Here is a 19,355-nt window from a genome sequence, read left to right on the forward strand (position 1 = left end):
CCCTAAGGAGTTGACACATGAGCTTAAAAGGAACAAAAGTTACCGTCCACGACATGACCCTGCGCGATGGCATGCATCCCAAACGTCACTTGATGACGCTGGAGCAAATGACCTCGATCGCGTCTGGCCTCGATGCCGCGGGTGTGCCCTTGATTGAAGTGACCCACGGGGATGGCTTGGGAGGCAGTTCTGTGAACTATGGCTTTCCGGCGCATTCAGACGAGGAATACCTCAGTGCCGTGATACCCATGTTGAAAACAGCCAAAGTGTCTGCCCTGCTGCTTCCAGGCATCGGCACGGTCGACCACCTGAAAATGGCCCATGGCCTCGGTGTGAACACCATCCGGGTGGCGACGCACTGCACCGAAGCCGATGTCTCCGAGCAGCACATTGGCATGGCACGTCAGCTCAACATGGACACCGTCGGCTTTTTGATGATGGCACACATGAACAGCCCGCAAGGCTTGGCGGAACAAGCCAAGCTGATGGAAAGCTACGGGGCCAATTGCCTCTACATCACCGACTCGGCTGGGCATTTATTGCCCGATGGCGTGAAATCACGCCTGAGTGCTGTGCGTGCTGTGCTCAAGCCCGAAACCGAACTGGGCTTTCATGGGCACCACAACTTGGCCATGGGTGTGGCCAACTCGATTGCGGCCATCGAAGTCGGCGCCAACCGCATTGATGCAGCCGCTGCAGGTCTGGGCGCAGGCGCAGGCAATACGCCCATGGAAGTCCTGATCGCTGTGCTCACCTTGATGGGCGTTGAGACAGGCGTCGATGTCGCCAAAATCACCGATGTCGCTGAAGACCTGGTGGTGCCCATGATGGACTTCCCCATCCGCATTGACCGCGATGCCTTGACGCTGGGCTACGCCGGTGTGTATGGCTCGTTCTTGCTGTTTGCCAAACGTGCCTCCGTCAAATACGGCGTTCCTGCGCGCGACATATTGGTGGAGATGGGGCGCAAGGGCATGGTGGGTGGTCAAGAAGACATGATTGACGACACGGCGATGACCATGGCGCGTGAACGCCAAATCAGCGCCCGCTAAAAAATATCCGGCCGTGTGCAAGACCCGGCCGGATATTTTGTCGATGGCGTGACTCGGGCTTGGCTTGAACTCAGGGCTTTAATCAGCCCGACGAAACAAATTCACCAACACAGGCAACAAGCTTGAGCCAAGCGCGAAGGACAACAAACCCACCACGTTGTCACCTGCATAAATTTGACCTGCCAGACCGGGTCCCGCCATCGAGCTGAACGCGAAAACGGCAGGCACCAACATCACAGCACGGCCACTGGGATCGCTGCGTGCAATCACCGCTGCATGAAACACACAACCGCAGGTGAAGGCAAACTCCCAAACCCAAGCCCCCATGGCAAAGCCCACAAAACCACTGGCACTGCCCAGCAACAACAAGCCCACAGCCACGGCCCCCAACACCCACCATGCAGCCCGCCCCGGTGCCACCCTCTCACCTACGGCTGCCACACTGAATGCGGCAACACCGCCCAACAACTTCAGCACGGCAAAGACCGTGCCCATTTTGGCGGGTGAGATTTGCAAGCTCGAACCAAGGCGCTCCAGAAAAGCCCACAGACCAATATTGCCGACCAAGAAAACAAAGAACACCGCCAATGCTTTCCAAGAAGCTGCGGGCAAATAGGCGCCCGTGGCCGATGCCTGCTGAACAGCCTCGTCGCCACCACGGGCAGCTCCATGTGGCACCCAAAAAGCCGACAAACCCAAGACAGCCACCACAGCCGCCAGTGCCAGCGCAGCACCGGGGTATTTGAAATACGCAATCACCAAAGGCGGCAGTGCAAACAGCACCGCAGCCGTGACCGACAACTCGACCCCTTGGCGCACACCAAATGCCCGCACCTTGTCGGGCAAGTCAGACAAAATCCGCATGCCCAAACAGGTCATGGTGGATGCAAAAAACCCAATCAGTGCCCAGATCACAAACAACAGTTGCACATTCACCACCAGCGAGCTCAAGGCAAACGACATGGCCGTGCCCAAGGCACTGATCACTGTGAGCAAACGCCAATTGAGGCGGTTCATCCAAAACGGCGCGCCCAGCGTGCCCACCAGATACCCGGCAAAGCAAGTCGAGCCGAGCAAGCCCGTGGTCTGCGCATCGAGACCGAACGAGTCGGCCAAGCTGCCCAGCATGACCGGCAACACATTGAATGGCAGCCCGCCGATGGTGGAGGCCAAACTGGCGGACAACATCAAGGCAATCAGCGTTTGGTTTTGTAGCTTGGTCATGCAGTTAACTCGCTTGTTGACAAATTCTCATACGTCCGTCTGTGTTCATGGCGCCAAGGTTTACATATACAACATGACCAATTCGTTGATCACCGATGGCCTGTCTTGGCCCACCACATGCACATTGATTTCCAGCGTCACCTGCACACCGCTTTTCACCACCTGCACCTGCTTGATGCGGCTGCGGGCCTGAATTCGACAACCCGAGGGCACGGGTGTTGGAAAGCGCAACTTGTCCGAGCCATAGTTGACGATGTTGGTGAAACCAGTCACCTCATAGTCCAGGGGCAATTTCATTCGGCTGATCAACACCTGGACCAACATGCCGTGGGCAATGGTGGTGCCAAACGGGCTCTGCGCACGGGCTTTCTCAGGGTCGGTATGAATCCAGTAGGTGTCGCCCGACAATTCTGCAAACTGATTGATCAACTCTTGAGACACTTCGACGGAGTTAGACCAGTCCGAAAAACTGTCAGACACCAAGCTCTGCATGGCATCAAGGTCTTTGAAGTTGATTTGGCGCTTGACGGGTTCATGCACAGCCACATCCACACTCACATCAGCGCTCAAGATCTCAGGGCTGGCGGCAATCACGCCAGGGTGCGTGGACTCGACGGGGGTGTAGCGCAGCAACGTGACCGAGCCCGGGCGTTCATCAAACACCGGGCGCAACCGCTGTCCAATCTGCACCGCATCGGCATGGACACCCACCAAAGTGGTGTTGATGTGGACGCCTTGGTCCAACGCCACCACGGCCAGCAGCTGTGGCATTTCGTCTGTGAATTCAGGCAAGGTGGGCACTCGGGCCACAGTGAAGCTGTAGAGCTTGCCCTGTCCTGAGACAGTGTGCCAAGCCAGTTTGCGGGTGCCGCAGCTTGGACAGTGTGAGCGCGGAAAGAAAAGCCAATGGCCGTGTTCGCATTGCTGCAAACGGACCTCGTGGGCGCGCAAACCATCCCAGTAAGGTGCAGAAATAGCGGTCGGTTGCGGCAGGGGTTTGTTCCAGCTCATATCAAGCACCCTGCAAAATCAAAGCACCCTGCTCACTCATCACGCCGCCAGTTCCCGAGACATAGGCCAAGTCATGGCGAGCCAATTGACGTTCGCCAGCCCGCCCCTGAATCTGGTGCAAGGCCTCTATGACCTGCGTCATGCCACCCGCGCTGCCGGTTTGACCAAAGCTGAGTTGTCCACCATGGGTGTTCATTGGAAAGTTACCCTTGAAAGTGAAATCATGTTCACGCAAAAACTTCATGCCCTCGCCCTTGGCACAAAAACCTGCGTCTTCCAGCGACAACACCACGGTGATGGTGTAGCAGTCATAGATTTGCGCCATGTGCATGTCTGCTGGCTTGTAAGCTGACATCGCAAATGCCCGGCGTGAAGCTGGGCCAATGGGCGTGGCCAACATGTCAGCTGCATAGGTGGGTGACTTGGTCTGAACATGCTCTGCGCAGCCAATGACCTTGACAGCACGGTGGTTGCAACTGCGCGCTTTGTCGGCCCGCGTCACCACCACGGCAGCGCCACCCGCAACCGGCATGACAATTTCTAGCATGCGCAGGGGCTCAGCCACCATACGAGAAGCCAACACGTCTTCGACCGTGATGGGCTGACCATAAAACATGGCCTGCGGGTTATGGCAGGCGTTGAAGCGTTGATCAACCGCAATGCGTGCCAAGGCGGCGGCATCGTAGCCGTGCACGGCCGCATAGCGTTGGGCAATCATGGCGTAGCCTGTGTTTTGCGCCATGTGGCCATAGGGCAAATCCATCTCGGCCTCGGGAGCGCCAAATCGGGTGCTGTGCCCCCCGTAGCGAGAGGCCTTCATGACCTCGGCAATGTGGTCGTCGTGCGGTGCGGTGGGGGCCATGCGGGCGGGTATCACGCACACCACGGTGTCGCACATTCCCAACTCAATGGCGGCAGCAGCACGCCAAACCATACCCACTGAGCTGGCACCCCCCAGGTCCACCACCTCTGCAAAGTTCAGGCGTACCCCTAAATATTCGCCCGCCATGGCAGGCACAAACATGCCAGCTTCATGAAACTGCGGGCCAACCGTGATCAGACCATCCACATCAGCCAACGACAGACCAGCATCGTCAAGGGCCTGTATGGCCAGATCGGCCACTTGCTCCAAGTGAAACATGCGAGGTGCGCTGGAATACTTTTCGGGCTTGTATTGCGCAGCACCCACCAGCGCTGCCTGTCCTTTGAGTCCCATGGGTTCCTTTTGGCAAATTTTTTACAGTTGTGAGTGTGCTGTTCTAGCCTTTGTGGTTCATCGTCCGAGCAGACTAATGCCATCGCAGGAAATGCATGACCGATGGCTTAACGAACCTCGCTCAGCCAAGCCACGCTGTTGAGAAAAATACGAACCAACTCGGTCTGACGGCGAACCCCCGTCTTGGAAAAAATGGAGCGCAAGTGGGCGCGCGCTGTGTTGCGTCGAATGTTGAGCGCCTCGGAAGCCTCTTCCAGCGACAAACCATTGGCCAACTGAATGGCCAAGGCGGTTTCAGCGGGGGTCAACTGAAACAGCTGCTGCGCCAGCCGCACAGGAGGATCAACGCGTCCTTCGGTATCACGTAAAAAAATCGCCACACAAGGACGTTGCTTGCCTTCGGTCCATTGATCCGACGCGATGCTTTGCACGATCAACCCCCAAGCCAAACGGCCAGAGGAACGAGACACAGACATCGCCTGATTGAGAGACGCTTTGGAGCCCACTGTTTTATCCATGGCCTCTAGCAACAGACTTTGCAGCTTTCGGTTGTCGTTGGGATAGTCAGCCTCTAAATGTTGCCCCACCAAGCGCAGACCATCTTTCATCTCCAAAAGGGCTGTCGCAGCTGGATTGCATTCAATCACTTGCAAGTCTTGGCCCAAAATCACCACCCCAACCATCAGTTGCGACATGGCCTGGCTGTAGAGCGAACTCACTTTGCGGTCCTCGTTGATGGACAAATGCAGATTCAAGGCCCGCTTGATGTGTGGAATCAGCAACTGGCAAAAATCAATTTCAACTTTCGAAAACCCCTCAGCCGTCTCAGGTCGGGTGATTCGCAGACCGTAAATACCCCCGTTGCGCGTCAAGATGTCTGCAGCCATGACATGGAACACATTCTGCGGCTTGCAATAACTTAAATAGTAATCAGAGTTGCGCCAATTTCGCTCTGAAATCACGTCGCCAAGCGTGACGATGTGGTCAGGCATCATGCCCGCGAATGGGCTCATCGCAATGTATGGATTGCCAGGATCTAAATTGGGTTGATCATCCCCTGCCGAAACAATGAGCCCAACGTCTTCGCTTGTCTCGGCTCGCACGATCAGCGATGCGTAGTTGGCGGAAAACCCCGATCGAATCGTGTCAAGACAATGTACCCAAGCGGCCTCGTCAAGCGCGGCATCGTAAACAGTCCCCAAAATTTGACTCAGGAACTCCTGAGACGTCTTGATGCCCGGCTTGAAAATCGATGGTGAGTCTGTCATTGATGCAGCCTAGGGGACCGATGAGTGTGACTGGAAATTGAGTGTAGCTTGAGAAGACTGGCGCGCAAGCATTTTTGACTCAAGCCAATTCGAACAACCCTGCTGCGCCCATGCCTCCGCCCACACACATGCTAACCACCACATAGCGAACGCCGCGTCTGCGCCCCTCAAGAAGTGCGTGACCCACAAGCCGTGCACCCGACATGCCAAAGGGGTGACCGATTGCAATGGCCCCACCGTTGACGTTGAGTTTTGCATCATCAATTCCAAGCTGATCCCTGCAGTGAATCACCTGACATGCAAAGGCTTCATTGATCTCCCACAGGCCGATGTCCGACACATCCAGACCGTGTCGTTGAAGTAACTTTGGAATGGCAAAGACTGGGCCTATGCCCATTTCGTCGGCAGCGCAACCAGCCAGCGCCAAGCCCCGGTAAGTTCCCAAGGGGGTCAGCCCACGTCGGCGGGCTTGGGCCGCACTCATCAACACACTCGCCGATGCGCCATCGGATAACTGAGAGGCATTGCCAGCGGTGATGAATTCCCCCTCGGCGACCCACTGACCCTTTTTCCAAACGGGCTTAAGTAGGCGCAAGCTCTCCAGCGAAGTGTCGGCACGGTTGCCTTCGTCATGGTGCAAAGTCACTGCTTCGTTGCCCACCAGCTGACCTTCTTTGTCAAACAACTGTTTGTGGGTGGCCAACGGCACGATCTCGTCGGCAAACAGCCCCGCTTTCTGGGCTGCTGCGGTGCGTTGTTGGCTACGTAGTGAATATTCGTCTTGCGCCTCACGCGAGATGCCGTAGCGCCGACTGACGATTTCAGCGGTTTCAATCATCTGGATGTATGCCGTTGGCATGGCCTTCAAGACCGACTCTGACTGCGCGCGGTAGCTGTTTTTGTGTTTGTTCTGGACCAGCGTAATTGACTCCAACCCGCCCGCCACAGCGATGTCCATTTCACCCGTCATGATGCCTTTGGCAGCAGTGGCAATACTCATCAAGCCTGAAGCACACATGCGGTCAATCGTCATGCCCCCTACGCTGTCTGGCAATCCAGCGGTGTAGCAGCACAAACGACCTAGGTTGTAGCCTTGGTTGCCTTGCTGGGCTGCAATACCCAAAATCACATCGTCTACTTCGTGACCAGCAACACCGACTTTGTCCAGCGCGTGGCGAATGACATGCCCGCCCAACACCGGCGCTTCGGTATCGTTAAAGGCACCGCGAAAAGCTTTGCCGATGGGCGTTCGCGCGGTAGAGACAATGACGGCTTCTTGTACATGCATGCTATTTTTCTCACTCAAAATAAAGACGGCTGATGGTGTCCACCACACAGCCGGGCTTGTCAGCCCCCTCCACCTCGACGCTGATGCGCACGACCACCTGGACCCCAGCTTGCTGCATAGACTCGGCGCGTAGCACTTGGCCCTGCCCCCTCAGACGCGAGCCCACCTTGACAGGCAAAGGGAAACGAACCTTGTCGCAGCCGTAGTTCACGCCTAGCGAGAGGCGTTGGTAAGTGACCAGTTGGGGTAAAAACAAATTGGCGAGCGACAGCAGCAAGTACCCATGCGCAATGCACGCGCCAAACGGTCCGCTCTTGGCGCGCTCGGGATCCACATGAATCCACTGATGGTCACCCGTTGCATCGGCAAAGGTGTTGATGCGCTGCTGGGTGAGCTCGATCCAGTCGGTCACCCCAAGCTCTTGCCCCACAGCAGCCAAGACTGAATCGACCGAGTCAAAGCACAGTCGGGAGTTGGAATGGGTGCTCATGCTCAGGCCCGTTGAGAACTGACGGATACGACCTCGCCGGTCATGTAAGAAGAGTAGTCACTGGCCAAGAAAATCATGACATTGGCCACCTCCCAGGGCTCTGCCCCTCGACCAAAGGCTTCTTTGGCCGACAACTCATTGAGCAATTCTTCAGAGGCAGATTTCTTCAAAAAGGCGTGGATGGCGATGGATGGCGCGACCGCATTGATGCGAATGCCGAACTCTGCAGCCTCGAGCGCCGCACAACGTGTCAATGCCATCACACCCGCCTTGGCAGCTGCATAGTGGGCTTGCTCAGTCTGTGCGCGCCAGCCCAGCACGGAGGCATTGTTGATGATGCACCCACGCCCCCGTGGCTGCATGACCCGCAAGGCCGCACGTGTGACACGGAAGGTGCCTGTCAGGGTTACGCCAATGACCTTGTTCCACTCGTCGTCGTCCATGTCCACGATGCGTTTGCTGGTCCCCATGCCAGCATTGTTGATGAGCACATCAATGCCGCCCATCTGCGCATGTGCGTTGTCAATTAAGTTTTGGACTTGGGCCTCTTGGCTCACGTCGCAAAGCAGGGCATGCACTTGCTGCAAACCTGTTTCGGTTTGAATGGCTTTGACAGCCTCATGCAGGCGTCGCTCATGCACATCAGAAATGAACAATGCACGGCATCCCTCTTCTGCAGCCCGCTTGGCCACCGCAAAGCCAATACCAGCGCCGGCAGCCGCCGTGACCAAGACCGACTTTCCAACCAGCAAACCGTGAGCGGGAACGTAATCGGGAGCGAGTTTCATGCGGCAAAGTCCATCCATTGAGTCATTTTGCATCATCCGCAATCAGCGCTCGCGTTGCATCGTCTGCTTGGACGATGAAGCCCAGCCATGACGCGCTAACGCCTTTGGGGTGGTTTTATCGGGGCATGTGCAAAGCGCGTTCAGCCATCAGGTTGCACTGAATCTCATTGCTTCCCGCGTAAATGGTGTCAGCGCGGCTGACCAGCCAGAGTTGCTGCATGGCTTGGCGAATGGGGTCTGGGGTGGCAATATCCCCCTCAGCGCCTAACACCTCCATGGCCAATTCGCCCAAAGAACGACGCCAGTTGGACCACGCGTATTTGCTGATGCTGGCCGCCCGAATATCAGCTTTTTCGCCAAAGGTGCGCAGTGCATGGCTTCGCAAAGTCTCTAGCCCCAAGGCCGCCTCAGCCAAGCGTTGGCGCAAACCAGGATCTTGGGCCGCTCCGTTTTGACGCGCCAATGTGAGCAAAAGATCCAACTCACGCCTGAAATGTGCCTGCTGACCCAGTGTCGAGACGCCTCGTTCGCAGCCCAACAAATACATGGCAACGGACCAACCTTGTCCAGGCGCACCTAAGTGCCATGTCCCCTCGGCTCGCGCGCCATCAAAAAACACTTCGTTGAATTCCGACTCCCCCGTGATCTGTCGAATCGGTCGCAAGCTCACCCCCGGCTGACGCAAGGGCACCAACAACAGCACCAAGCCCTTGTGCCGCACCGAGCCTGGCTCGCAACGCGCAAGCACAAAAATCCAGTCGGCCTCATGCGCCCAGGAGGTCCAGACTTTTTGCCCATCAATGACCCAGTCTCCCTGGACCGAATCCAGCCGTGCACGGGTTCGAACGGCGGCCAGATCAGAACCAGCGCCTGGCTCTGAGTACCCCTGCGCCCAATAAGTTTGACCCGCCAAAATCCCCGGTAAAAAGCGCGCCTGCAATTCGGGTGTGCCGTGAGCCATCAGGGTGGGGGCGAGCAAGGTTTCTCCGATGTGGCCCAGTCTTCCAGGACCCCCGCATCGCACATATTCCTCATGAAAGATCACTTGGTGCGCCAGCGGCAAATCTCGCCCACCATGCTGGCGGGGCCAACCCAGCCCCGTCCACCCGCCTGCGGCCAATTGTTGCTCCCAACGTTTGACCAAGCCGGCTGCATTGCCCGCGGCGCCCAAGGCGCCAGCATGCCTCAAAGGCTCAAACTCACCACGCAAGTGTTGCTGCATCCAATCACGCACACTGGCTCGAAAGTGACGTTCTTCGGTGGTTTCCAATAAGTTCATGCGGGCTCCTCTGGCGTGTCCAGCAATTGCCGCGCGACTTGCTCCAGCCACCACGACACAGCGCCCAAACGCTGGCTGGTGGCTTGCGCACGACGCAGGTAAAAATGCGGGTCAAATTCCCAGGTAAAACCCACGCCTCCATGCAACTGAATCGCCTCTCGCGAACAAAACAAAGCGGCCTGGGTGGCGCTGACTCGGGCTTGTGCCGCATAAAACAACAGGGCGGGCAAGTCGGGTTGTGTATCTGCCATACAGGCCGCGCCATAAACTGCCGAACGCGCGCTCTCCAAAGCCACCAACATCTGTGCACACCGATGCTTGACCGCCTGAAAACTAGCCAGCGGCTTGTCAAACTGGTGTCTTTGAAGGGTGTAGGCCAGTGTCAGGTCCAGGCATTGCTGGGCCACCCCCACCTGCTCCGCAGCCAAGGCGATGGCACCTTGACAGCGCACGCGACGCATCAATTCGTCCACGAGGGGGCCCCGCCCCACACACGCTGAGTCATCCAAGGTCAGCGCATGGGCTGTCACGCAAGCCACTCGGCGCGTGGCATCCAAGGTCTGCAAGGCTTGCACCTGTAAGCCCGGCGTATCGGCCGGCACCAGCCACAACAAGGATTCGCCCGATTCGGTTTGGGCGGGTAAAAGCATGGCATGCGCCATCGCCGCAGAGCCAACCCAAGGCCACTCGCCAGTCAGTGTCCACCGCGATGGATCGCCACCCAGCGGTTTGGCAAGCGGCTCAACATGAGGTCGAGCGTCGGAGGGGGCCCTGACCCCCGGGAGGCTGACTTCGGGCAAAGCCAAGGTCAAGATTGCTTGGCCGCTGGCCAAGCGCTCTAACCAAAGCCTAGCCATTGGGTGGTGAGCCACGCCATGCAAGGCATCGGCGGCCAACACAGCACTGTCAAAAAATGGCACACATGACAAACGGCGGCCCAATTGTTCCTGCAACAAAACGCGCTCTATTTGCCCCAGGCCCAGACCGCCCGTTGAATCGGGCACAGCAACACCGCACCAACCGAGTTCGGCCATTGCTTGCCAAAGCTTCAGGTCTAAGCCATCGGCCCCTTGACTGATGGCTCTGACAGACGGCATGGCGCTGGCTTTGGCCAAAAAAATCTCAGCACTGTCGGCGATGTGCTGCTGCTCTTCACTCAGAACCAATTCCATGCCACGCGCCCTTTCGCCTAAGGGATCGACAGCATCATCTGCGGCCTGCGATCGCTCCAAGGGGCCGCTTGCTCCAACTGCGCGGCCAAGGCCAGCAAAGTGGCTTCGCCACCAAATCGACCTGCAAACTGCGCCCCCACTGGCATGCCCTGCGCATTCCAGTGCAGAGGCACCGACATGGCTGGATGACCACTCATGTTGAACAGCGCGGTAAAAGGCGACGCCGTCATGACGACCTTGACAAAGTCTTCGTAAGGCTGATCAAGCGACATGGCGCCCAACAACGGGGCCGGTGCTGAGGTGACGGGAGACAAAATCAGATCGTAATCAGTCAAAAACAAATCCAAGGTGCGCGCCGCTTGGTCAAACACCAGCCTGGCTGTCAATGCTTGCTCAGCAGTGAAGTTGCGCGCCAATTGCAGACTTCGCCAGTTCAAGGGCTCAAACTCGTCTTCACGGGCTGGACGACCCAGCGCCTTTTCCCGCGCATTGACCGTGGTCAGCATGCCTACCGCGGTGGCCACCCCCATGCTGGCAAACATGTCGCCAATGGCCAGCTGAGGTGCTGCGATTTCGACGTGATGCCCCAGTGACTCACACCAACGAGCGGCAACTTGGGCAGCATCCAGACAAGTGGGGTGCACGGGTTCACCGAATGGGTTGTGCAGCATCAGGGCAATGCGCAGGCGCGGTGGGGGTTGCTCCAAGGCGGCCATGAGCTGAGCGACAGCAGGCCCTGTGCGACTCCCGAATTCGGGGCCTTGGGTCAGTTCCAGCAAAAGGGCCGTGTCACGCACGCTGCGACTGATCACGTTTTGCGCTGACAGGCCCAACCAGCCCTCGAGCATTTTGGGGCCCATGGGCACCAAGCCACGGCTGGGTTTGAGGCCAAACAAACCGCAGTGAGAGGCCGGTATGCGGATTGAGCCTCCGCCGTCGCTGGCATGCGCCACTGGCAAGATGCCAGCAGCCACAGCCGCTGCAGCACCGCCCGATGATCCACCCGCGCTCATGGCCTGATTCCAAGGATTGCGGGTCAGTCCGAACAAACGCGACTCGGTGGTGGCGGTCTGCCCGAATTCAGGGCTTGTGGTTTTGGCAAAAATATTCAAGCCCGCAGCTTGGTAGCGCTGGACCAGCGTCGAGTCGTGGTCTGCCACGGCGTCTTTGAAAAAGGCACAACCATGCGTTGTGACGGTTCCTTTCAAGGCAATCCCCAAATCCTTGAGTGCAAAAGGAACGCCCCAGAGCGATGCATGCTCGGTTTGCGTGGCACGCGCCGAAGCGCTGAGGCCAGACATTTTTTGGGCGGTGCGCAGCGCCATGTCATCGTGGCGCATGGCAATGGCGCCGATGTCGCTGCGAGCCGTGGCGCGCTCTTGGGCCGCAGTGAGTGCTTCCAGTGGTGTGATCTGCCCTGTGCGAATCAGGGCTGCCAACGCCATGGCATCTAGGCTCTCGTAGTGCGGCAAGGAAAGAGAGGGCATCTCAGCTGCCCCAGACCTTTTGTGCAGGCACAGCTTGCGACATCAACTGGGCCACGATGGGCCCCAGCTCTGCCGCCTCCCAGCGCGCTCCTTTGTCGACTGTGGCGTCGGTGCGCCAGCCGTCGCAAATGGAAATCCGACCACCTTGGCTTTCAAACACCTGACCCGTGACATGTGACGAATTCACACTGCCCAGCCAGACCACCAGCGGGGCTACGTTTTCTGGCGCCCAAGCATCAAAACTGCCATCTTGCGGCGCTTTGACCACATCGGGCATGGCGCTCTCAGTCATGGAGGTTCGGGCTGCAGGCGCAAGCGCATTGACAGTCACGCCATAGCGCGCCATTTCAGCGGCTTGCACCAGGGTGAGCGCAGCAATACCGCCCTTGGCGGCCGAATAGTTGGACTGCCCAATCGAGCCTTGCAAACCGGCTCCCGAACTGGTGTTGATGATGCGCGCGTCGATGGTGTTGCCTGCCTTGGCAGCGTCGCGCCAGCGGCGACCCAACACTTGAGCCAAGCAAAAATGGCCCTTCAGATGCACCCGCATGACTTGGTCCCAATCATCCTCCGTCAGGCTAATGAACATGCGGTCTCGCAAAATACCGGCGTTGTTCACCAGCACATGGACTTCCCCATAAGCCTCAAGCGCAGCATCCACAATGGATTGCGCCCCCGCCGTGGTCGTGATGTCGCCGTGGTTGGCAATCGCCTGCCCACCTGCAGCCACGACTTCGGCCACGACCGCCTGCGCGGCCTCTAGGCGGATATCGTTCACCACCACACGCGCGCCCTCAGCTGCAAATGCCAAGGCATACACGCGCCCCAAACCTGCGCCTGCGCCCGTGATGATGACAACTCTTTGATCGCAAATAGGCATGGGTTTAAAGTCTTTCAATGATGGTGACGTTGGCCTGTCCACCGCCTTCGCACATGGTTTGTAGACCGTAACGCCCGCCAGTGCGCTCGAGCTCGTGTAGCAAGGTGGTCATGAGCTTGACCCCCGAGGCACCTAGCGGGTGACCCAGCGCCAAGGCTCCCCCGTTCACATTGGTGCGCGCGTGCGGGTAACCGGTTTCCTTGAGCCAAGCCATGACCACCGAGGCAAACGCTTCGTTGATCTCCACCAAGTCAATCGCATCCAACTTCATGCCCGCTTTTTGAAGTGCGTGGGCGGTGGCTGCAATGGGTGCGGTCAGATGCCAAATCGGGTCATCGGCACGCACGCTGAGGTGGTGAATGCGGGCGCGTGGCTTGAGTTGATAGCGTTTGAGCGCTACTTCGGACACCACCAAGATGGCAGCGGCTGCATCGCAGGTCGAACTAGACACTGCGGCTGTTATTTTGGGATAGGTGGGGTCCACGGCTTGCAGGGTGGCCAATTTTTCTAGCGTGCTGGCGCGAGCTGTCTCGTCCATTTTGAAATCACCAAAGGGCAAAATTTCGCGATCAAAACGACCCTCTGCCATGGCATGCAAAGCCCGGTCATGGCTTTCTTTGGCAAACACCTCCATCGCCTCGCGGCTCAAACCCCAGTGATCAGCGATGCGTTGCGCGGCATAAAACTGATTGACTGGCGCCGATCCAAAACGATGTTGCCAACCCAAACTCTCAGCAAATGGTGTGCTAAAGCCCAGCGGCTGCCCTGCCAACATGGCGGAGCCAATGGGAATTCGGCTCATGGTTTGCACGCCCCCAGCCAGCACCACATCTTGCGTACCGCTCATGACGGCCTGCGCTGCAAAATGCACCGCTTGCTGGGAGGAACCACATTGCCGATCCACCGTGGTACCGGGCACATTCATGGGCAAGCCTGCGGCCAACCAAGAAGTGCGTGCAATGTCCCCCGCCAAGGCGCCAATCGTGTCCACACAACCAAAAATCACATCGTCGTATTCGTCTGCAGGGATGGCGTTGCGCTCGACAATGCCCCGAATCACATGCGCCCCTAAGTCAGCCCCGTGGACTGCAGCCAAGGAGCCGTTGCGTTTTCCTGTGGGCGAGCGCAAGGCATCGACAATAAAAGCTTCAGGCATAAGAATGGATAGGTCAGGGGTTGGTGACGAAAGTCGCGCCAGGGCCAAGCAAAGCGTCATCTGCCAACAAGGCGTGCGAGAGACGGTGCTTGTGAAAACCGCGGTCACCCCAAGCCGCGTCCAAGACCCAAGCCCGTTTCATGAACATCTGCAAATCGACCTCCCAGGTGTAGCCCATGGCACCATGGATCTGGATCGCCTTGCGGGCAGAAAACCAACCTGCGTCCGCGCAGGCGAGCTTGGCATGTGAGATGCGCACCGAACGCTGCGCTTCACTTTGGCTCATCGCACTGGCAGCTCGGTAGAGCACAGGCTTGGCAAATTCGATCTTGGTCACCACATCGGCCAATTGATGCTTCACGGCTTGGAAAGCGCCAATAGGCTTGCCAAACTGCTTGCGTTGCGCGGCATAGTCCACGGTCAAATCAAGCATGCGTTGCGCCAAACCCAGCAACTGGGCCGACGCGCAAAGGGCGCCTCGGTCCAACAGATCATCGGCCAACGCTTGACCTTGTGCGTCCTGCGCAATGAGCGTCTGTGGTGTGGGCGTCCACTCGACCGTGGCCAGACGGCGCGAGGAGTCAATGCTGGCGCACGGCGTGTGTTTGACTTGGTCCAGCGTGAGTGCATGCCACTGCGTGCCATGGGGTGTGGGGTGCGCCAACAAAAGTAAGTCTGCCAAGTGGGCATCGGCCACCCAAGGGTTGACCGGATGACCCAGCGCAATGCGTGCGCTGCCATCGGCGATTTGGGGCAGCCATGTGGCACGCAAGGCATGCGTGGGTGGCAACGCCGCCAGCAGTGCACAGGCCAAATAAGCAGTGTCAGCCAAGGAGTCAGGAATACCGAAATACCCCAACTCTTGATTCATCAGTGACCAGTCCATGTCGCCCAAGCCTAGGCCGCCCAAGGACTCAGGGACCGACATCGCCGTGAGGCCCTGCTCGGCTAACTTGGCGCGGAGTTCCGAAGAACGTCCTGCATCGGTTTGCCAAATTTCTCTCAGTTTTTCAGGTGCTGCTTCGACCATGAGGAAGCGACTGACCGAGTCGCGCAGAGCCTGCTGGTCTTCATTGAAAGTGAAATCCATGTTCAGCCTCGTTCAGTTTTTAGGCAGACCAAGCAAGCGCTCGGCAATGATGTTGCGCTGAATCTCGTTGCTACCAGCGTAAATGGGGCCCGCCTGCGCAAACAAAAAGCCCTCCAGCCAATCGTGTGTTTCTGGCGCATGGTGCAGCTCTGCACTCGGGCCCAAAATACGCATCGCCGTCTCGTGCATGTCCAGGTCCAGCTCTGACCAGAAAATCTTATTGGTGCTGGCCTCAGCGCCCACACGTCCGCCGCGTTGGATGCGTCCCACCGTGTGGTAGGAGGCCAAGTTGTAGGCTTCGGCTCCCATCCAAGCACGCATGACAGCCTCACGAATGGAAGGGTCTCGGTCAGCGCTGACTTGGTGTTTGCGATAGAGCTGCATCAATTTTTGAGCTGTGAGCTGATAGCGGGCCGGTGAGCGCAAAAGCAAGCCACGTTCAAAACCAGCAGTAGCCATGGCCACGTTCCAACCCTGGCCTTCTTCGCCGAGCAAGTTGCTGACTGGCACACGCACATCGTCAAAAAATATTTCGGCAAAGGCGGGCTTGCCGTTGAGCGCTTGGATGGGCCGAATCGTGAGGCCGGGCGCATCGAGTGGCACCAACACATAGCTCAAGCCATGGTGACGACTAGAACTCGGGTCGCTGCGAAACAAGCCAAAAAGCCAGTTAGCAAAAATAGCCCGCGTGGACCATGTTTTTTGGCCATTGATGACGTAATGATCACCGTCACGAATAGCTCGGCTGCTGATCGCAGCCATGTCCGAGCCGGCATTGGGCTCGCTCCAGCCTTGGGCCCACATGTCATCGCAACGCGCCATGCGCGGCAAAAATCGGGCTTTTTGCTCAGGCGTACCAAACTCCATCAAGGTGGGGCCGAGCAGCAAAATACCATTTTGGTTGATCCGAAAGGGGGCGTTTGCGATGGCATATTCTTCTTCGAAGATGAGCCATTCAGTCAAATCGCAACCGCGTCCGCCCAACTCTTTGGGCCAAGTCACGCTGCTCCAGCCCTGATCTGCCAAGAGGGCCTCCCACTGGCGGTGTTGCTCAAAACCTTCACGCGTTTCGTGACTGGCAAAGGTCTCATGCGGCACATGGGCTTGCAACCAGTCACGGACCTCGGCTCTGAATGCAGTTTGTGCAGGGGTGTATGTCAAATTCATCAGCGCTTCCTTGGCAATCAGAACTTCGCATCGCGTTTTTGCACAAACGCATTGCGGTTTTCGCCCGAATCGGGGCTCATATAAGCTTGGAGTGTGAAGCCTTGCTCCCAGCGGTATTTGTCTTCCAAATTACCGTCTTCAATGCCCGTCAAGGCCTCTTTGGCAATGCGAATCATGACTGGACTTTTGGCAGCAATCTTGGCCGCAATTTGCATTGCCGTGTCACGCAATTGCTCGCGCGGCACCACCCGCTCAATCGCGCCCAAACGGGCGGCTTCGGCGGCGCCAATCATCTCTCCTGTAAAAAACAGATAACGGGTTTTTTGCACCCCAAACATGCGTTGCAGGTGTGCTGCGCCGCCCATGGCGCCGCGGTCAACTTCGGGCAGACCAAAGCTTGCATCGTCGGCAGCAATCACAATGTCAGCGGCGCCGCAAATGCCAATGCCGCCGCCCAGAACAAAGCCATGCACAGCCACAATCACAGGCACTTTGTTCAAATGCACCGCTTTGAAAGTGGCGTAGTTGCCTGCATTCACATCGATGATGAGCTTGTCGTTGCTGGCCAGCTCTTTGATATCGACCCCCGCACAAAAACCGCGGCCTTCGGCGCGCACCACAATCACTCTGACATCGGGTTGCTCGCCATGCGCCTGAATTGCAACGGCGAGCGCGTTCCAGCCAGCCGCATTGAGTGCGTTCACTGGGGGCCGGTCGAGCACGATTTCTGCGATACCGTTGTCGTGCAGGTGGCAAGAAAATTGTTGGCTCATGTTTGCGATTCCTCAAGTGCCCACGGCGGCATTGAATTGATTGAGTTCGGCTTGTCGTTTGCTCGCCTGCCCCACGATGCCTGAGATCACGTCTTCGCAGGATTCCAGTCGATTGATCAAGGCCGCCACCTGACCCGAAGACATGACGCCTTCGACTGGGTTGCCATCGGTCATGGCGCGTTGCAACAACATGGGCGCATTGGCTGCCATCATGGTTTGCGCCGCACTGCCGGGGTCTTCGCGCAAACCTTGCCAAAGCACGCCGAGGGCGTGCTGAAAGGTCATGCCGGTTTGGGCCTTCCACGCCAGCGCCAAACCCACGGCAATCCGCAGGCGCTTGATGGGCGAGGCTTTTTCGAGCATGCTGAGGTATTCGTTGGGAATCATGCGCTGCGGCATGCCATCGACCAAGTAGGAGATCTGAATTTTTTCCGCATCCTTCGCATCCAAGTAGCGCTTGAGCGTGACTTCGGGTACGCCTGAATCACTGGTCATCAAAAAACGCGTGCCCATGGCGATGCCCTGCGCGCCATACGCCATGGCGGCTAAGAGGCCTCGCCCGTCGTAAAACCCACCCGCAGCTACCACGGGTACGTTCACCGCATCCACCACTTGGGGGATCAACACCGTCGAGGGCACCGAACCGGTGTGGCCACCCCCCTCTGCGCCCTGCACCGTGATGGCATTGGCCCCCATCTCGATGGCTTTTTGTGCATGCTTGAGCGCACCCACAGTGGGCATGCAGACAATGCCTGCGTCACGCAGTCGGCCAATGACTTTTTTGTCAGGCCCACGGCCATAACTGACTGCCCGCAACTTGTGCTCAATTGCCAAGTCCAGCAACTGGTGGGCGTTGGGCTGAAACATATGAAAGTTCAGCCCAAAGGGTTGGTCACCCGTCAATTCCTTGACTTTGATGATTTCAGCCTCTACCTGGTCTGCAGCAATCGTGGCGCCGGCCAGAAAACCAAAGCCACCCGCATTGGTGGTGGCTGCCACCAAAGATGAACCCGACACCCAGCCCATGGCCGTCTGGACGATGGGGTACTTGCACCCCAGCAAGTCACACAGTGGGGTTCGCAAAGCATGGGAGGTCGTCATGCCGAATTGTCCTTTTTGTTGGCTTGAACCATCGACTTGGCGTCGTGCCCACCCAGCGTCCCTGCACCCAAAATTTGGCTGTGCGCATGTGAAAAATGATGGTAGCCAAAGGCAACATCCATGGTGGCGCGCAAGCCTTGCAACTCTTCGGCGCGGTTGATCACGGTTTTGGTCAAGCTCAGGCCAAGACGGGGCTGCTTGGCAATGCGCGCGGCGATGTCGTAGGTCTGCGCTTGCAATTCGTCAAGCGGCACAACACGGTTGACCATGCCCATCATGTAGGCGCGATCGGCCTTCATGCGATCGCCCAAAAACAAAAATTCTTTGGCAATGCGCGGGTTGAGTTCATGCGCATGGGCAAAATACTCGACGCCCGGGATGCCCATACGAACCACAGGGTCCTGAAAAAACGCGTCATCGCTGGCAATGATCAGGTCACACACCCAAGCCAGCATCAACCCGCCCGCCACACATGCGCCTTGCACCATGGCAATGGTTGGCTTGGGAATGTCATGCCAGCGGCGGCACATGCCCAGATAGACCTCTTGTTCACGAACAAACAATTGCTCGGCGCCAGGCTTGTTGGTGTGGTCCCACCACAGGCTTTGTCTCTCAAAGGGCTTGTTGATATCGCGCCCTGGTGTGCCGATGTCGTGTCCCGCGCTGAAGTGCTTGCCCGCACCTCGCAACACGATCACTTTGACAGCATCGTCATCAACGGCTTGCTTGAATGCGGCATCCAGCGCATAGGTCATTTGCGAGTTTTGCGCATTGTTGAAGCTAGGGCGGTTCATCGTCACGGTGGCGATGCCATCGGCCACAGCGTACAAAACGGGCTCGGTGGTTTCGTAGACCGACTTGTCTTCTCGCTGAACGAAGTCGTTACCAGAGTCAGAGTGGTTCATAGTCAGGT

Annotated in this window: 18 protein-coding genes; 1 reads left to right on the forward strand and 17 read right to left on the reverse strand. The window is 57.8% G+C overall.

Annotated features, from left to right (window positions below):
* Positions 1–17: 17 nt before the first annotated feature.
* Complete coding sequence (dmpG, locus tag V7Q41_RS01270; RefSeq protein WP_333841765.1) at positions 18–1,052, forward strand: 4-hydroxy-2-oxovalerate aldolase; 1,035 nt, start codon at positions 18–20, stop codon at positions 1,050–1,052.
* Between the two features lie 78 nt (positions 1,053–1,130).
* On the opposite strand, the gene V7Q41_RS01275 is transcribed toward dmpG, so the two are convergent.
* The 17 genes from V7Q41_RS01275 to V7Q41_RS01355 all read right to left on the reverse strand — a co-directional run bounded on the left by V7Q41_RS01275 (position 1,131) and on the right by V7Q41_RS01355 (position 19,347).
* Complete coding sequence (locus tag V7Q41_RS01275; protein ID WP_333841769.1) at positions 1,131–2,276, reverse strand: MFS transporter; 1,146 nt, start codon at positions 2,274–2,276, stop codon at positions 1,131–1,133.
* A 60-nt stretch (positions 2,277–2,336) separates the two neighbouring features.
* A complete protein-coding gene (locus tag V7Q41_RS01280; RefSeq protein ID WP_333841772.1) occupies positions 2,337–3,287 on the reverse strand; it encodes a bifunctional OB-fold nucleic acid binding domain-containing protein/MaoC family dehydratase in 951 nt (316 codons plus the stop codon).
* Between the two features lies 1 nt (position 3,288).
* Positions 3,289–4,503, reverse strand: a complete 1,215-nt coding sequence (locus V7Q41_RS01285) for a thiolase family protein (RefSeq protein ID WP_333841774.1) — start codon at positions 4,501–4,503, stop codon at positions 3,289–3,291.
* A 107-nt stretch (positions 4,504–4,610) separates the two neighbouring features.
* Positions 4,611–5,771 (reverse strand): helix-turn-helix transcriptional regulator, encoded by a 1,161-nt coding sequence (locus V7Q41_RS01290; RefSeq protein WP_333841777.1) that lies wholly within the window; start codon positions 5,769–5,771, stop codon positions 4,611–4,613.
* A gap of 79 nt (positions 5,772–5,850) precedes the next feature.
* The gene (locus V7Q41_RS01295; RefSeq protein ID WP_333841780.1) at positions 5,851–7,059 is read right to left on the reverse strand and encodes an acetyl-CoA C-acyltransferase; all 1,209 of its coding nucleotides are present in this window, start codon (positions 7,057–7,059) and stop codon (positions 5,851–5,853) included.
* 10 nt (positions 7,060–7,069) lie between these two features.
* A complete protein-coding gene (locus V7Q41_RS01300; RefSeq protein WP_333841783.1) occupies positions 7,070–7,549 on the reverse strand; it encodes a MaoC family dehydratase in 480 nt (159 codons plus the stop codon).
* Between the two features lie 2 nt (positions 7,550–7,551).
* Positions 7,552–8,337 carry an SDR family oxidoreductase gene (locus V7Q41_RS01305; protein WP_333841786.1) on the reverse strand — a complete coding sequence of 262 codons (786 nt, stop codon included), beginning with the start codon at positions 8,335–8,337 and terminating at the stop codon, positions 7,552–7,554.
* Positions 8,338–8,452: 115 nt separating this feature from the next.
* Complete coding sequence (locus V7Q41_RS01310) at positions 8,453–9,616, reverse strand: acyl-CoA dehydrogenase family protein (RefSeq protein ID WP_333841789.1); 1,164 nt, start codon at positions 9,614–9,616, stop codon at positions 8,453–8,455.
* The gene (locus V7Q41_RS01315) at positions 9,613–10,788 is read right to left on the reverse strand and encodes an acyl-CoA dehydrogenase family protein (protein ID WP_333841792.1); all 1,176 of its coding nucleotides are present in this window, start codon (positions 10,786–10,788) and stop codon (positions 9,613–9,615) included. The genes V7Q41_RS01310 and V7Q41_RS01315 overlap by 4 nt, the downstream gene beginning before the upstream one ends.
* A 17-nt stretch (positions 10,789–10,805) precedes the next feature.
* Complete coding sequence (locus tag V7Q41_RS01320) at positions 10,806–12,275, reverse strand: amidase (RefSeq protein ID WP_333841794.1); 1,470 nt, start codon at positions 12,273–12,275, stop codon at positions 10,806–10,808.
* A 1-nt stretch (position 12,276) separates the two neighbouring features.
* Positions 12,277–13,155 carry an SDR family oxidoreductase gene (locus V7Q41_RS01325; protein WP_333841797.1) on the reverse strand — a complete coding sequence of 293 codons (879 nt, stop codon included), beginning with the start codon at positions 13,153–13,155 and terminating at the stop codon, positions 12,277–12,279.
* A gap of 4 nt (positions 13,156–13,159) precedes the next feature.
* The gene (locus tag V7Q41_RS01330; protein ID WP_333841800.1) at positions 13,160–14,311 is read right to left on the reverse strand and encodes an acetyl-CoA C-acetyltransferase; all 1,152 of its coding nucleotides are present in this window, start codon (positions 14,309–14,311) and stop codon (positions 13,160–13,162) included.
* Between the two features lie 13 nt (positions 14,312–14,324).
* Positions 14,325–15,401, reverse strand: a complete 1,077-nt coding sequence (locus V7Q41_RS01335) for an acyl-CoA dehydrogenase family protein (RefSeq protein ID WP_333841803.1) — start codon at positions 15,399–15,401, stop codon at positions 14,325–14,327.
* A gap of 12 nt (positions 15,402–15,413) precedes the next feature.
* Positions 15,414–16,568 carry an acyl-CoA dehydrogenase family protein gene (locus V7Q41_RS01340; RefSeq protein WP_333841805.1) on the reverse strand — a complete coding sequence of 385 codons (1,155 nt, stop codon included), beginning with the start codon at positions 16,566–16,568 and terminating at the stop codon, positions 15,414–15,416.
* A gap of 17 nt (positions 16,569–16,585) precedes the next feature.
* Positions 16,586–17,341, reverse strand: coding sequence for an enoyl-CoA hydratase family protein (locus tag V7Q41_RS01345; protein ID WP_333841807.1), 756 nt, complete (start codon positions 17,339–17,341; stop codon positions 16,586–16,588).
* A 12-nt stretch (positions 17,342–17,353) separates the two neighbouring features.
* Positions 17,354–18,442 carry an NAD(P)H-dependent flavin oxidoreductase gene (locus V7Q41_RS01350; protein WP_333841809.1) on the reverse strand — a complete coding sequence of 363 codons (1,089 nt, stop codon included), beginning with the start codon at positions 18,440–18,442 and terminating at the stop codon, positions 17,354–17,356.
* Positions 18,439–19,347 carry an enoyl-CoA hydratase gene (locus tag V7Q41_RS01355; RefSeq protein ID WP_333841811.1) on the reverse strand — a complete coding sequence of 303 codons (909 nt, stop codon included), beginning with the start codon at positions 19,345–19,347 and terminating at the stop codon, positions 18,439–18,441. The genes V7Q41_RS01350 and V7Q41_RS01355 overlap by 4 nt, the downstream gene beginning before the upstream one ends.
* Positions 19,348–19,355 lie beyond the last annotated feature (8 nt).

The sequence above is a fragment of the Limnohabitans sp. genome, assembly GCF_036804465.1.
In the GTDB taxonomy this organism is placed as follows: domain Bacteria; phylum Pseudomonadota; class Gammaproteobacteria; order Burkholderiales; family Burkholderiaceae_C; genus Limnohabitans.